Below are 14,230 nucleotides of genomic sequence, written 5' to 3' on the forward strand. Positions count from 1 at the left end.
CTAACCCTCATTAAATATTTTATAATAAAGCTCTATCTCCGTTTTCAATGAACAATTATTTCTCCAAAATACCCTCTGCATCTTTTCATTTGATGTATGCGTGCTCCCAATATAATGAGTAGCTCCCATTTCCTTTAACATATGTAAAGATTGAAGGTGAATTTGTGAACTCATTCCTCTCCCGCGATAATAGGGCATTACTCCAAAGTAAAATAACCGTCCTTCACTTTCTGTTCCAGTTTCTATATGCGGTATGGACATCCCAATCGGCTCATTTTTATCATAAAAAACAATGCATGACTTTTCCCATCCTTTACCTAACTCTGTTTGCACTGAATAAAAATGCTCATCGGTAGTTAAAATTGAAGTTTGATTCCCTGAATCCGCCATACATTGTTCCCAAATATATTTAAATTCTTTTTCTGATAACGTTCCTGCCTCTATTGATCGATATGTATATTGTTTTTCAACCATCTCTACATTATTTAACTCCCTACACACTTCTATCTTTGCTGCATGCGAAGAAAAATCCGCATCAAGTAACACTTTTGTACTTGAGTTATAACTACTAAACCTTTTGTTTAATACAATACTTGCTCTATTTAACTCCCATTTAAGGCAAACCTCTTCGAATTTACTTATCCTCTCTTTATAAGTTTGTACGCTATAAAAGACATCTTCTTCTATTTCTTCAATCGTTACTGCATTTGGTAAACCATTTAATATTTTTTTCGAAGGACCAAATAGATTCTGAATGATTGCAAGATCGTATATCACCACTTTATTTCACCTACACCTGGCTCAATAAACTTCCCTGAAACACCCTCGTTTGACTCTATTACCCAATCATATATATTTTGTGCTCCTTCAGCCGGAGTCATATTCGCATCAAAAGCGCCAATATCAGTCTTTAATTTTCCAGGGTGAATTGCCGTCACACGAATTCCTTTATTCTCAAACTCTTGTTGTAAGCAGAGTGTTAACATATTTTGTGCAGCTTTAGCAATTCGATATGAATATGAAAACTCCCCTTGTGGAAACTCTTTATTCGCCATTTTATGCAATGAACCTAATCGAGAGGATACATTTATTATTCTCGGATAATTCGATTTAGCTAAAACCGCATATGTTCCTTTTACAGCTCGAATTACACCTAAGCAATGAATATTAAATAAGTCCGTTAACTCTTCTGAATTCGTATGTAAAATCTCAGTCTCCTTCCCAGTAATTCCTGCGTTATTTATAACTAGATCCATATACTCTGTATATTCTGCAAGCTGGTTTTTAATTTGCACCGTACTCTCATCAAGCGATAAGTCTGCCAATATAGGAAAACATCTACAACTAAACATTTGCTTCAATTGCGTTACCGCAACCCTGGTTCTAACTAACGGATAAACAATATGCCCATTTTCATGAAATACTTTCACTAACTGCATACCCAATCCCCGATTTCCACCTGTAATTAGAACTCTCATATATTCATCTCCTTATTTTTAAAATAAATAAGAAAATCCACCCACTTACCCTTCTCCAAAGAAAACGCCTCTCTCTTGCATTCAAATGAAAAACCTGCTCTTTCCGCAAGACGAACCGATGGCTCATTATCAACGCGTATATGTAATTCAATTCTATGGAACTTCAGGCTATTAAAAAATAACTGTAACGCAGCTTTTACACTTTCTAATCCGTATCCATTTTTCCAATATTGATTATGTATTGAATATCCCATCATTGCCCATTGATAGTCCATACGTAAAATTTTAATCAGCTCTAGCTTTCCAATATTAGCCCCGTCTTCTTTACGGAAAATACCTAATACATACATCTCATCTCGATGCGCTGCTTCATCAAAACCTCTTATCCATTCCGTGAACCATTCTTTTGTTGATGATGCCATAACTTGATAGCCATCGTCGTATTTATACTGAGATGCCAGCCTCTTGTTAAATCCATCTAACCAACTTTCATAATCAGCTTTTTGAAATGGACGGATAATGAGTCTATCCGTCTCTACTTCTAATAACGGTAGCTTCATTTAATTTCATCCCTCGAATCATTAATTGAATATTCTTTATTATCTTACACAAAATACAAAATCTAGTAAATTATTATGTTTTTGATACATAAAAACCCAGTCATGCCTTATACATAACTGGGTTCTTCCTCATTTAAGAATTTTCTATTTTACAAGAACTACATCCCTTAATTCCCTCTTCAACACTTTCCCTAAAGCATTTTTCGGTAACTCTTCTATAAATACCACTTCTGGTATTTTATAACTTGCTAATTTCTCCTTACAATGCTGAACAATACTTTCTTCTGTTAATGATATTTCGGTATCCTTCACAAGATAAGCTCTTGGAACTTCTCCCCAAAAGTCATCCGGAACTCCAACTACTGCAACTTCTAAAACACCATGTATTTCATGAATGACATCTTCTACTTGATCTGGATATACGTTGTCACCACCGCGTATGATAACATCTTTATATCTTCCCATAATATACAAGAATCCATCGTCATCTATCATGCCAGCATCGCCCATGTTAAACCAATTATCCTTTACTACTTTCTTTGTCGCCTTTTCATTATTCCAATATCCTTTAAACATGTATGGACTTCTTACATGAATCTCTCCAACTTCATTTGTTGTTAGTTCATCCCCGGTTTCTGGATGAACAATTTTCAACTCTACATGTTTAAGCGTTTTTCCTACAGAAGACATCTTTTCTTTTCCCATCATTGGATGCCATGAGGTTACAACCCAACCTTCTGTACTACCATACCCTTGCACCATGTATATTCCTTTTTCCATATATTTTTGAATGAGTGTTTCTGGTACTTTTGTACCACCGCTTTGTGCTACTTTAAAAGTTGAAACGTTACGTTCTTTTTTATTTAGTTCATCAAGCATGTAGCTATAAACGGCTGGGAACGCAAGCATCGTCGTAATTTTCTCTTCTTCAATCTTATCCCAAATAAGAGTAGGATTTGAATCAGCTAAGAAGATCATCGTAACGCCATGATAAATACAATTTAAAATAGATAGCACACCACTCATATGAAACAATGGATGCACCGATAAAAAGCGTTCACCTGCCGGGATTTCTCTTTGTCCCGCAATCTCAGTGAAATAATGATGTAAATTTTCATGTCCAATTACACATGCTTTTGCCTGTCCGGTCGTTCCTGAAGTAAATAAGTAAATAGCATCATCATCTTCATGAACTTCTACGTTCGGTTCTGTAATTGGTTGTTCTTGTAATGTTAATTCAAATGAACCAAAGTCTTCTTTTGTCGTTTTAATTACATAAGGAATTTCTTTAACAGCATCAATCTTTAATAACACTTCACTAAATTCTTCATCAATAACTAACACTTTTAATTTCGCTTCTTTTACAATCGTTTCTAATTCATAAATAGTAAGCTGATGATTTAGCGGAATAAATACCGCTCCAATTTTTAAACTTGCCATCATAACGCTTGGAAACGGGTGATTATTTTTGCATAGTATTCCTATACGGTCCCCTCTTTGCACACCATTATGTAAAAAATAATGTGCAAGCTGATTTACTCGTTCATTATATTGCAGAAACGAATATCTTTTCTTTCCCCCTACAAGCGCTTCCAAATTTGGTGATTGCATTGCTCTCTTTTGTAATAATTGTCGCATCGTTCTCAAGTAAAACTCCCCTTTATATATGTTAGGGTTTTTATTTTATCAGATTAACTATTAATTTACTAAAGATTACACTTAGTGAATATAAAAAGAATATAAAATAGCCATTTACTTCACAAGTAAATGGCTATTTCTCCTTATATATTAGAATACTTCTTGTTCATTACATATTGCACATACTCAGGTGCACTTTTATTAATCTCTTCATTACTTAGTTTATACTCTGCACCATATAAATAAAAGGAAGGTATAAATTCCATGCCTGTATATAAGCATGTAGCTTGGAACGGTTTCGTCAACTCATCCATTGTAATTCCACTATTTTCATAGTCTTTTTCTAATCCACCTATAGAAATAGCTACACCAAACTCTTTCCCCTTTACTTTATCCCCTTTTGATCCGTACGCAAATCCATATGTTAATACATCATCGAACCATTTTTTTAATAATGGCGGTGTGCTGTACCAGTAAAGCGGAAATTGAAATATATATCTGTCATGTTCTACTAATAACTTTTGCTCTTCTTCAATATTAAACTCCCAATTCGGTGCCACTTTATACAATTCATGCACTGTAATTTCATCTGAATGTTTCTCAAGTTCTTCTATCCATCTTTTATTAATTTTTGATTTTTCAATATCAGGGTGTGCTACAATTACAAGTGTTCTCATCATTTTCCAGCCCCTTTATAAATTAATCAATCCTTTACGTATTAGTATGTATGAGTTACATATAATTGAAAAGTACGTACTTTCAGGTAATATAGGAACCTTGAAGTACCTGTGGAGGTGTTATATGAATCAAAATGATGACTGCCCAATTGCAACAACACTCGATGTAATCGGTGGAAAATGGAAAGTTCATATTTTATGTATTTTGGCGGATGGAAAAATGCGAACAAATGAAATTAAACGAGAAATTCCAAACATTACACAAAAAGTTCTTACACAACAACTTCGGCAACTTGAATCTGACGGGATTATCCATCGTACCGTATATCAAGAAGTACCACCGAAGGTTGAGTACACAATAAGTGAATACGGTAAATCTTTAATGCAAATTATGGATGAACTATTTGAATGGGGAAAAGATCATCAGATAAAAAAATTACATGACTAAAAAAATACTATCAACTTTGTTATATCTTCTATGGCAAGATTTTTTCCAAAGATTTTATTATAGGGGTATCATCATATCACTATTAAACTTGTAAAAAATACCCCTACACTGAAAAAATGTTACCTTTCAAAAGGAATGAATTATAGTGAAAGAAAATTATATATTCTTATAAATATACCTCTTGTATAAGAGTCTTAAAAAATTTATGGCTACTTACTTTTGAACTCAAAAAAGTCCGCATTTACGCCAAAGTGAATAATATCGCTTTTGTACGATCGTCCGTTACTTCATAATAAATTTCTAATCCTTTCCGAGTACCTGTAACCATTTTCATAGCCTTTAGTTTAGATAAGTGTTGACTAATTGTACTTTGAGGCATTTGCAAATCTCCATACATTGTCGTTACATTAGTAGGACCTTTTGCAATCATTATTTTTACTAAAGATAAACGAACAGGATGCGCCAATGCCTTTAATACTTCAGAGATTTCTTCATACTTTTTCATTTCTTCTTTCATAGTTCTCTCTCCCTTTTATATAAACATTAATGATATCCATATATATAATTCGAAAGGATATACGATTTTGTGTCCGTCATTTTAAAAAATGTTAAAAAAATCCTTCAGCTGAAACGAATACTCCTGTTCCATATTCTATAAAGTGAAACTTTAATCAGCCCAGCTCCCACCTAACTTCTTTGCTCCAGCCGAATTTTAAAGTGGGCGTCTTACTGCCAATTCTTCTTTCCATTTCCTTGATGTTGTGTGATAGGAACGTTTTTCCCTCATTTTTAGATTTGTTATTATCGTTTATATTACTGCTATTTTCTTACTGAGAACCTGTTCCGTTGTTCCCTTGTCCATCCCCATTATTCCCTTGCTGTGATCCTCTTCCGTTGTTTCCTTGTTCATTCCCATTATGCTCTTGCTGAGAACCCCTTCCGTTATTTCCTTGTTGATTTCCATTATTCCCTTGCTGTGATTCTCTTCCATTGTTTCCTTGTGAGTTTCCATTATTCCCTTGCTGTGATCCTCTTCCGTTGTTTCCTTGTTCATTCCCATTATTCCCTTGCTGTGATCCTTTTCCCTTGTTCCCTTGTTCATTCCCATTATTCCCTTGCTGTGATCCTCTTCCGTTGTTTCCTTGTTCATTCCCATCATTCCCTTGCTGTGATCCTTTTCCCTTGTTCCCTTGTTCATTCCCATTATTCCCTTGCTGTGATCCTTTTCCCTTGTTCCCTTGTGAGTTTCCATTATTGCTCTGATGGGATCCTCTATCAGTGTTTTCTTGTTCATTTCCTCTATTTTCTTTTATTTGCTTCGCTGGCTGTTCTTCGGCTTTCTTTTGTTCTTTATATTCTTGCTTCTCGTATATTTTTTCTTTTGCAGGAGACAAATCCGATGATGCATCAGGAGATAATTTTGGTTGCGAGTGTATCTCTTCCTGGTTTTCTACTTGATTAGACGGTGATGCAGGAGTAAGCATTTTTTTCTTCTCATTCTCTTGCTTTATATAGACACCTGTGCCAACTCCTTCTTCCCTAGCATTCTCTCGCACTTGCATCGTACTGCTTTGATATTCGACTGTAATATGTTTTAGCTCATATTCTTTCTTTAATTTTTTCATTACCTTTTCCAACTGCGGTTCTAGCGACTTATCTTTTGTAACAGCAGTTAACATAACTTGCTTATCATCCGTTAAGTACTTGTCCTCTTGACTCTGCCTTATAATAGTACGTATTACGTCTTGCAAATATTTATTTTCCCATTGCTTCAATTCTTTTAAAATACGCCTTCCATCATCATTACAAGCTCGTAAATCTATAACACGAAGATCTTTCGTTACGCTCGCCTCTAGACTTGGATTTATATCAACTGAGACATAAGCAAATACTTTTTCTTCCGGCTGATTGTAGAAAAACAGCAACGCACATAGAAAACAAGCAACAAGTAATGATGCCGGCTTTAAGAAAGGAAACATGGAAAAACGCGGTACTCTTTGCTCTTGTTTGTTAAACGGGATTTCCTCTCCAATCATGTAAGAATGCGCTTTTCTTTTAAACGTAATAAACTCTCCATTTGGAGTTAAAACAACTACGTTATGTTTCTTTATATCCATCACAATCCCTTTATTCATCATGTTTCTCCCCTCTTATGTAATCCAGAATATATGTATAGTTGTTTGCAAAAATAATACACATTGCAATAATGTATTTTCTATGTCGTTCCAACGTTTTACGACTTACCCTAACACGTGGTTCAATATGTTTAAGTGGTAACTTTTTCTTTCGGAACAGCTCTTCCATCATTTCCTCTTCTTTTATAATCATTTTCACAATTTCTATTAAGTGCTCACGCGTATCACGATGCTTAGGTGACTCTTTAGCCAGCTCTGAAAATGTGATTTTAAACTCAGCTAGTACACTTTGAAAATGTAGAATTTCCTCCTTACGGTTACTATTTTCTATCTCTTTCATATACTCCGTAAGCGATACTTGCATTTCTAATATTTCCTCTTGCTTATCTTCTTTTAAAAAGACAAGTTTATGTTTAGACTCCTTGCGTATATAGTCAATTACATCTCTTTTTATAAGAAGATCAGCAAACGCTAGAAAAGATTTTCCTTTTTTATATGAATACTGTCCAATTGCTTCATTAAACGCAAACAGTCCAATACTATATTCATCATCCTGTTCTGTAATATGTCGGCGGCAGACAGACGATATTGATTTTCTAATAAAAGGCTGATACTGTACGATAAACGCTTCCCTATCTCCTTCATTCTTTTGTATGTTATATACGATATCTTCTATTTTCGGTTTTCTTAAGATCTTCATTACTAAACTCAACACTAGTAATCTCCCAGCCTCCTTCAAATAGCAAAATGGCCACTAAACAAGTGACCACTTCACCACATTTTTTTAGTACTTTTCTTTGGGCTTGTCTTCTTGCTATTTCTTATATTTTTCGCGACCGACTTTTTTCACCATTTTCTTGATGATTATTCTTTTCTGTTCGCGCTAAAATTACGTCTGTCTTTTAATCTACTCTATTATTTTCTTCCGCTTGTTTTGCTTACTCTTTTTCTATTTTAGCTACAATCTTTGAATAACTCTTCTTTATATTATTGGTAATTTCATCCTCTTATTTCGGATTCCCAATTTAACCTAGCATTTTTATTTATTCTTCAATTTTTGATATGTACTTTACTTTCCTTACTATATATATTCGAAGGAGCAAATCATTTTATGGGGGTCAAAAAATATTTTTTACAAAATAAAAACGCTATTCTTTCTAAACAAGCTAAATCATTAGAAAGAATAACGTTTTTTATTAAGAGGATGGGTATGGGCTAGCGTCAGGAAAATGCGGATCTACACCGTTAAGGAAATCCCAATATTAAAAAGCCTAACTTCTCAATTTAATGTGAAGAAATTAGGCTTTTTCATTTAGTGATGAAACCCATTATCACATTTCGTATCATGTGGCATAGGCCCATCCAGGGAATCCAGAAAGGCAACGGCCTGTTTGAGGTTCCTCAAAAATAAATGCGCGAGATCCATGGAAAATCCGTTTCGAACCACAACGCGCATAATCGTCACCGCTTCCATATCTGGCGGCAATGGATAGGCGGGTACTTGCCAGCCGAATACACGCAATTGTCGAGATAAATCATAAAGATTCCAGTTTAATGTGTAATCCTTTTTCAGTTGCCAAGCGAAAACCGGAATATCCGAACCATCGGACAAAAGTTCGAACGGTTCCATCTCCTGAATCGCCTTGCTAAGAAAAAGAGCGACTTTCTGAGAAGCCCTTTGGACATCATAGTACCCACTTTTCCCCAAACGCAGGTAATTGTAATATTGTAGGAGTACTTGTGCGCCAGGACGTGAAAAATTCAGGGCAAAAGTCGGCATGTTACCGCCTAAATAGGAGACGCGGAAGATTAGATCCTCAGGAAGATCATCAGCTTCCCGCCAAATTATCCAACCCAACCCAGGGTAGACTAATCCATATTTATGTCCGGATACATTGATAGACTTCACCCTCGGCAATTGAAAATCCCAAACTAAATCTGGTTGAAGAAACGGTGCTATAAATCCGCCCGAAGCCGCATCTACATGCATAGGAATGTCGAGGCCCGTCCTCTCCTGTAAATCGTCCAACGCTTTCGCAATGGCGGCAACCGGTTCGTAAAGTCCAGTATAAGTCTCACCGAGAATCGGTACCACACCAATCGTATTTTCATCCACGGCTGCGAGGACCCCCTGAGGATCCAATCGAGGATGCTCTGAGCTAACCTTCACATAACGTGGTTCAACCTCCCAATAGTTCGCGAATTTTTCCCAAACGACTTGAACAGCAGAACTAAACACAATATTGGGCCGATCCACCGGCTTCCCCTCGTTTTTGCGTGCGTTTTGCCAGCGTCTCTTTAACGCAAGCCCCCCGAGCATACATGCTTCCGACGATCCAGTTGTTGAAACGCCCATAGTCGTAAGGGGGCTGGGCGAATGCCAGAGGTTGGCTAAAATACGGACACATCGATCCTCAATTTCGGCTGTCTGTGGATATTCATCCTTGTCAATCATGTTCTTGTCGAATGATTTAGCATATAAGTGCTCTGCGGTAGGCTCCATCCATGTACTAACGAATGTTGCAAGATTCAAGCGGGCATTGCCATCAAGAGTAATTTCATCATGGACGATTTGATACGCTGTTTCTGGTAACATGCCTTCATCGGGCATGTTAAAGCGCGGAACAACTGATTCTCCTTTGCGGGCAAACAGAGGATTTATAGAAAATTCGGGAGGCAACTCCATTTGCACGTGACGCGGTGGATATGGTGGAGTATCTGACATAATCTCTTTTCCTTCGTATGCATCGTTTTGAACTTCTACTTTTCGATCCTGTGGCATACAAGTCCCCCTTAATTAATTGTTTAACAAACATATTATTTACAAAAAATCATTTGCTAAACCAAGGGACAATTCTAATAAAAGGTGCTGCCACCATTCAAAATAAAGGAGTATAGTTTGTGATTATAAAATAGAAATCAATTTATATTTTAATGAAAATATTGAATGTTTGTAATATAATTATTGAGTTATGTATTTATAGAAACTTAAGGGGTATGATTATGGAGTTTATTACTTTTAAAGTAATTTGTATCTTTTTATTTTTAATGCTCATGACTTCTATAGAAGTTTTAGGATATGGAGTTCGACTTGTTGGGGCGAAATTAGCTTTAGTTGCATCGGCTTTTGCTATATACAATATTATGTCTTTAATTGCTCGATTTTCTAATATGTTTCAACAACCATTTACTGCTTCTTTGGTTGATAATGCAGCAAAAAATGGTGGATTAGAATTATTAATTAAACAATTTAGATTTTTGTTATTAGGTTCTACTATGGGGGTAATACTTGGAGGATTATTAGTACCCTTTTTTATGAAAGTTTTTTCTAAAGCGCTAGTACCTTTATCAAAAGATGGTTCGTTTTTAAACATGTTCAAATTAATAAATAGTACTAATTTGAAAAGAATAAAAAACTATTTTGTATTAATAAATAAAAATAATCTAGAAGGGGTACATTTTAAAAATATATCAGTTAAATTATTTGTTATTAATACAATTGTTTCTGCCGTATTTACAGTAGGTGTTATGTCTGCATTGTATGCAACCCTATTAATTCCTGATTATGGTAAAGCAGCGATGTCTTCATCTAATATTATTACTGGAGTAGCTACGATTCTATTAACACTACTTATTGACCCTAAATTGTCTTTTTTAACTGATAAAGTTGTACAAGACAATCGTAGTTATTGGGAACTTAAGAATTTCACATTTATGATATTAATTTCGAGATTATTAGGTACTTTAGTTGCTCAGATTATATTAGTTCCAGGTGCATATTATATAGCATGGTTTGCTAAATTTATTTCTTGAAAGGTTTATATGAGAATAAAGTGAAACTTTAATCAGTGGGGGTTTTGTTCATCCCCTACTGATTATCAGCTCTCACCAATCGGGATTTTACGGGCAACCCGGCAAATAGCTGGATAAAAATGGGAGACGAATTGTTATTATGTCAGTGCCATTTAAAAGAGATGTACGTTCGTTAAAATATCGTATTTTGAAATTTGCTAGGGCCTAAAACAATCTGAAGGAAAAAAAGAGGTACAAATCATTAATGAAGTAGAAGAAATAGAAAAACTTACACCAAGTATTAAAATCACTATTAGTAAAGGTAAGTTTTTAACCAATTTGAATCCCCTCCCTTCAATATAATATCTTTATATTATTATATTACACACTTTGTTATATAATTAATATAGTAATATACGGGAATTCAACATGTTTTTTCGTTTTAGGGGTGACCTATTTTTTAGCTTGATAGCGATGTGGCGATACCCGTTTAGAACGATATATTTTCCCTAAAAAAAATCGAACCATAAATTTGCCGGCAAGCTTATGGTTCGATTTAAATTATTTACTTTTAGTAACTATTCAGCCCCTCTATGAAAAAAGCCAGAAAAGCATCTTTTTAAATGGGCGTGAGGAACTGGCCATGCATAGAAGCGGTCAGGGCCTTTTCCTGCCACGCGCAGAGCTTTAAAACAAAGAAAGGGTATAGGTCCATTTTTATCTTCATACCTGGAATTAGACTCCTTACCAAACTTCTAAATGAAATGTATAACTGAGTAGTTACCTTATTTTTCAAAAAGACATTCTGATTATTTCTTTTTCACTTCTTCTACAAATTCCCATGTCTCTCCGTTATCTTTTGATTGATAAAGTGCACTACTATCGCCATTGTAGTCTCCATCTGCCCCTTGTCCAACTAACATATTAAAAACCCCATCTTTCTCATATGGCATACTAGGAGAATCAAAAGGACTTATTGTGGACTGTGTATAATCTAATTTCACTTCATGCGGCGGATATTCTACCTTTTTGAAAGATACCCCCCCATCATCTGTGCGATATAACTCTCCCTCATTACCAGAAGGTCTAACTGCTCCTAAAAACCCAAGTTTATCATTTATAAAAGTGATTCCTGATACACTACCAATCCCCCTATTAAATGGGTCTGGATTGATAACTTCCCATGTTTTCCCTTCATCACTAGTCTTGCTTAATGAATAAAAGGCGCTCCCTAATGCTTTATCTGTCATATTTAGTTTATAACCAACTTCTTTTGATAGGAAAAACTGTTCTTTTTCATTCTTTAAATCTTGTTGTTTCTTCTCTTTAAGCCTATCTTCATTTGGAGGCGTCTTTGATTTACTCCAACTTGCGTCACTTATTAAATTATATCTAGCAGGGACTAGCTCTTTTTCTTTTCCAGGGACAAATATAGATACGGTATATCCAATGATATCAGAAGCTGCTTCTTTAAGATTCTGCCCCTTACCATCCTCAGTAATATTAATAATTCCCTCTGTATTGGATCCCCAATTTCTTTTTCCATAATAAATCAACCCATACTTACTTTCATTCCATTTTTTGACCGTTTGCTTAACTGGAATCGCCTTAACCGTTTTAATTAAAGGTTCTACTAATTTATCATCATTATAATCAGGCTTTGCGTATCCGTCTCGTATTATAGTAATATTTTCTGATTTCTTCTCATTATAAGAGATTAAATAAGTTTCTTCTTTCCCATCAACATTTTTCCCATAAACAAATGTATCAAACGCTGTGATTGTTCCATCTGGATGAAATGTAAGATCAAAATCAGTTGCCATATACAATTTCTTTGGCAAAGGATATTTTTTATTTATATCTTCAAAAATACCTTCTACTCCAGATTTATATATATTATTATGTTTAAGTTTAACTGACCTTTCATGTTTTAACCTTTCTATAAACCATGCCAATTTGCCATTGTAATTTATTGCACTTTTATAAACCTGCATCCCATAAAATGATGTAATTGCAACAATAATGATAATAGAAATGGATCTCCATGCTATTGAGTTAGTTAATTTTTTAGATTCATATTCTCTATTTTTTATCACCCGCATTGTAGTAAATGTAGTTATGGATATAAAAAGCACAATACAGAATAACAAAATATAAATATTATAATTCATTCTTCCGTACTTACAGTATAAGGCTAACTCATAACAAAAAATCCCGTATACAATTATTAGTATTGGATTTGTTACTAATGACAGAAGTATCCTTTTTGTATTTTCTCTAAATATAGAAACCACCCCTAATTACATGAATTACTGATATTAAGTATACTTTATGAATATTCACCATTTTTATCATCGAATTTATACAGATTCAAATAATATTTTCCTTGTTTCGCTACGAATTTTCCCTTCATAGTATTTCCTTCATCTTTACCACAAGCTACGTAATTTTACATGTCTGATTCATGATAAAGTACCCATGTCATCCCAATATTTTGTTCATTTATCACAGACATATCTACTTCTTTCGGAACTGTAACATCAAACGTATAAACATCTGTCGGATCAGGAGTAATCAGATTCCCTTTTACAATCCTATTGGGAGTCCCTCTCCGCTTCGAGGGATCCACCTGTTTGCGGATCTTGTTTTACAGTAACTTTTGTTTGTTCTTTACTTTCTTTTCCTCTACTATCTTCCACTGTTAGTTCCACCATATATGTTCCTTTTTCTCCATATACGTGGGTAGGATTCGCTTCTGCACTTGTTGTACCATCACTATGCAATTTAATTTCTTCATAAAAAAAGATTTTCAAATTTTTTCAGATACTCTTACTGTCGACGTTCAAAAGCTAAACGTACCGCAAGACCTGTCAAGACACTTGCCATAAGCCAACGCTGCACTCGCAGCCACGTTGGACGTGTGCCAAACCATTTTGCAATTTTACTTGCTGTACATACAATTAGAAGGTTGACTATAAAACTAACAGTGATTTGCGTAAGGCCCAAAACTGCACCTTGAAAAAGCAACGAGCCTTTTTCAGGATCTTCAAATTGAGGCAAAAGTGATACATACAAAATAGCAATCTTTGGATTCAGAAGGTTGGTCATAAGTCCCATCAAAAATAATTTCCGTGGTGGCTCATTAGAAATTGTACGAGGTTCCATAATAGATGTAGCACCAGGTTTTATCGAATTCCAGGCAAGCCAGAGCAAGTAAGCGGCACCCGCCCACTTTACTGCTTCATAGACAGCGGGAACAGCAAGGAAAAGAACTGTAAGTCCAAACATTGTTGCGATTATATAAATTACAAATCCAAGCATGATACCCAATAAAGAAATAAATCCTGCCATACGTCCCTGCGTAATGGAACGGGAAATGAGATAAATCATATTAGGCCCAGGTGAACAAACCATACTAAGCGAAACAATTGCGAACGCTAACAAAGTACTCAAGCTGACCATAAACCTTCCCCCTTTATGTTACATAAAATTTCCTATTGTA

At 35.1% G+C, this 14,230-nt stretch carries 13 protein-coding genes and 1 pseudogene; 2 read left to right on the plus strand and 12 right to left on the minus strand.

Annotated elements, in window-relative coordinates; genetic code table 11:
* The 5 genes from COK05_RS26360 to COK05_RS26380 form a co-directional block, all read right to left on the minus strand.
* Complete coding sequence (locus tag COK05_RS26360) at positions 1-777, minus strand: GNAT family N-acetyltransferase (RefSeq protein ID WP_141539268.1); 777 nt, start codon at positions 775-777, stop codon at positions 1-3.
* Positions 774-1,478 carry an SDR family NAD(P)-dependent oxidoreductase gene (locus tag COK05_RS26365; protein ID WP_098614902.1) on the minus strand — a complete coding sequence of 235 codons (705 nt, stop codon included), beginning with the start codon at positions 1,476-1,478 and terminating at the stop codon, positions 774-776. The genes COK05_RS26360 and COK05_RS26365 overlap by 4 nt, the downstream gene beginning before the upstream one ends.
* Positions 1,475-2,038, minus strand: a complete 564-nt coding sequence (locus COK05_RS26370; protein ID WP_098614903.1) for a GNAT family N-acetyltransferase — start codon at positions 2,036-2,038, stop codon at positions 1,475-1,477. The genes COK05_RS26365 and COK05_RS26370 overlap by 4 nt, the downstream gene beginning before the upstream one ends.
* 144 nt (positions 2,039-2,182) lie before the next feature.
* On the minus strand, positions 2,183-3,685 hold the full coding sequence (locus COK05_RS26375; protein WP_141539264.1) for a class I adenylate-forming enzyme family protein: 1,503 nt from the start codon (positions 3,683-3,685) through the stop codon (positions 2,183-2,185).
* Positions 3,686-3,819: 134 nt separating this feature from the next.
* On the minus strand, positions 3,820-4,353 hold the full coding sequence (locus tag COK05_RS26380; RefSeq protein ID WP_141539269.1) for an NAD(P)H-dependent oxidoreductase: 534 nt from the start codon (positions 4,351-4,353) through the stop codon (positions 3,820-3,822).
* Between the two features lie 124 nt (positions 4,354-4,477).
* Here COK05_RS26380 and COK05_RS26385 point away from each other — a divergent pair, with 124 nt between their 5' ends.
* Positions 4,478-4,801 carry a winged helix-turn-helix transcriptional regulator gene (locus COK05_RS26385; protein ID WP_098614905.1) on the plus strand — a complete coding sequence of 108 codons (324 nt, stop codon included), beginning with the start codon at positions 4,478-4,480 and terminating at the stop codon, positions 4,799-4,801.
* 241 nt (positions 4,802-5,042) lie between these two features.
* Here the strand turns inward: COK05_RS26385 and COK05_RS26390 are convergent, their stop codons facing one another.
* The 4 genes from COK05_RS26390 to COK05_RS26405 form a co-directional block, all read right to left on the minus strand.
* Complete coding sequence (locus COK05_RS26390; protein ID WP_098614906.1) at positions 5,043-5,318, minus strand: ArsR/SmtB family transcription factor; 276 nt, start codon at positions 5,316-5,318, stop codon at positions 5,043-5,045.
* Positions 5,319-5,628: 310 nt separating this feature from the next.
* Positions 5,629-6,939, minus strand: a complete 1,311-nt coding sequence (locus tag COK05_RS26395) for an anti-sigma factor domain-containing protein (protein WP_098614907.1) — start codon at positions 6,937-6,939, stop codon at positions 5,629-5,631.
* Positions 6,929-7,651 (minus strand): RNA polymerase sigma factor SigI, encoded by a 723-nt coding sequence (gene sigI, locus COK05_RS26400; protein ID WP_098614908.1) that lies wholly within the window; start codon positions 7,649-7,651, stop codon positions 6,929-6,931. Before sigI ends, COK05_RS26395 begins: the two co-directional genes overlap by 11 nt.
* Before the next feature lie 597 nt (positions 7,652-8,248).
* On the minus strand, positions 8,249-9,718 hold the full coding sequence (locus COK05_RS26405) for a glutamate decarboxylase (RefSeq protein ID WP_098614909.1): 1,470 nt from the start codon (positions 9,716-9,718) through the stop codon (positions 8,249-8,251).
* Positions 9,719-9,939: 221 nt separating this feature from the next.
* Here COK05_RS26405 and COK05_RS26410 point away from each other — a divergent pair, with 221 nt between their 5' ends.
* A complete protein-coding gene (locus tag COK05_RS26410) occupies positions 9,940-10,749 on the plus strand; it encodes a lipid II flippase family protein (protein WP_098614910.1) in 810 nt (269 codons plus the stop codon).
* Between the two features lie 788 nt (positions 10,750-11,537).
* On the opposite strand, the gene COK05_RS26415 is transcribed toward COK05_RS26410, so the two are convergent.
* The 3 genes and pseudogenes from COK05_RS26415 to COK05_RS26425 form a co-directional block, all read right to left on the minus strand.
* Entirely contained in the window at positions 11,538-13,022 is a 1,485-nt protein-coding gene (locus COK05_RS26415) for a WD40/YVTN/BNR-like repeat-containing protein (protein WP_098614911.1), read from the minus strand.
* A gap of 35 nt (positions 13,023-13,057) precedes the next feature.
* Positions 13,058-13,502: pseudogene (locus COK05_RS32110) on the minus strand (pre-peptidase C-terminal domain-containing protein); the annotation flags it as partial.
* A 55-nt stretch (positions 13,503-13,557) separates the two neighbouring features.
* Positions 13,558-14,190, minus strand: coding sequence for a LysE family translocator (locus COK05_RS26425; RefSeq protein WP_063548136.1), 633 nt, complete (start codon positions 14,188-14,190; stop codon positions 13,558-13,560).
* Between the last annotated feature and the right edge of the window lie 40 nt (positions 14,191-14,230).

This window comes from Bacillus cereus (assembly GCF_002567495.1).
Lineage (GTDB): Bacteria > Bacillota > Bacilli > Bacillales > Bacillaceae_G > Bacillus_A > Bacillus_A cereus_AQ.

What these genes read in the sequence shown, in the direction of transcription:
- COK05_RS26370 (WP_098614903.1), bottom strand. Translation starts at nt 2,038, where the DNA reads ATGAAGCTACCGTTATTAGAAGTAGAGACGGATAGACTCATTATCCGT.
- COK05_RS26385 (WP_098614905.1), top strand. Translation starts at nt 4,478, where the DNA reads ATGAATCAAAATGATGACTGCCCAATTGCAACAACACTCGATGTAATC.
- COK05_RS26425 (WP_063548136.1), bottom strand. Translation starts at nt 14,190, where the DNA reads ATGGTCAGCTTGAGTACTTTGTTAGCGTTCGCAATTGTTTCGCTTAGT.
- COK05_RS26380 (WP_141539269.1), bottom strand. Translation starts at nt 4,353, where the DNA reads ATGAGAACACTTGTAATTGTAGCACACCCTGATATTGAAAAATCAAAA.
- COK05_RS26390 (WP_098614906.1), bottom strand. Translation starts at nt 5,318, where the DNA reads ATGAAAGAAGAAATGAAAAAGTATGAAGAAATCTCTGAAGTATTAAAG.
- COK05_RS26410 (WP_098614910.1), top strand. Translation starts at nt 9,940, where the DNA reads ATGGAGTTTATTACTTTTAAAGTAATTTGTATCTTTTTATTTTTAATG.
- COK05_RS26405 (WP_098614909.1), bottom strand. Translation starts at nt 9,718, where the DNA reads ATGCCACAGGATCGAAAAGTAGAAGTTCAAAACGATGCATACGAAGGA.
- COK05_RS26395 (WP_098614907.1), bottom strand. Translation starts at nt 6,939, where the DNA reads ATGATGAATAAAGGGATTGTGATGGATATAAAGAAACATAACGTAGTT.
- COK05_RS26365 (WP_098614902.1), bottom strand. Translation starts at nt 1,478, where the DNA reads ATGAGAGTTCTAATTACAGGTGGAAATCGGGGATTGGGTATGCAGTTA.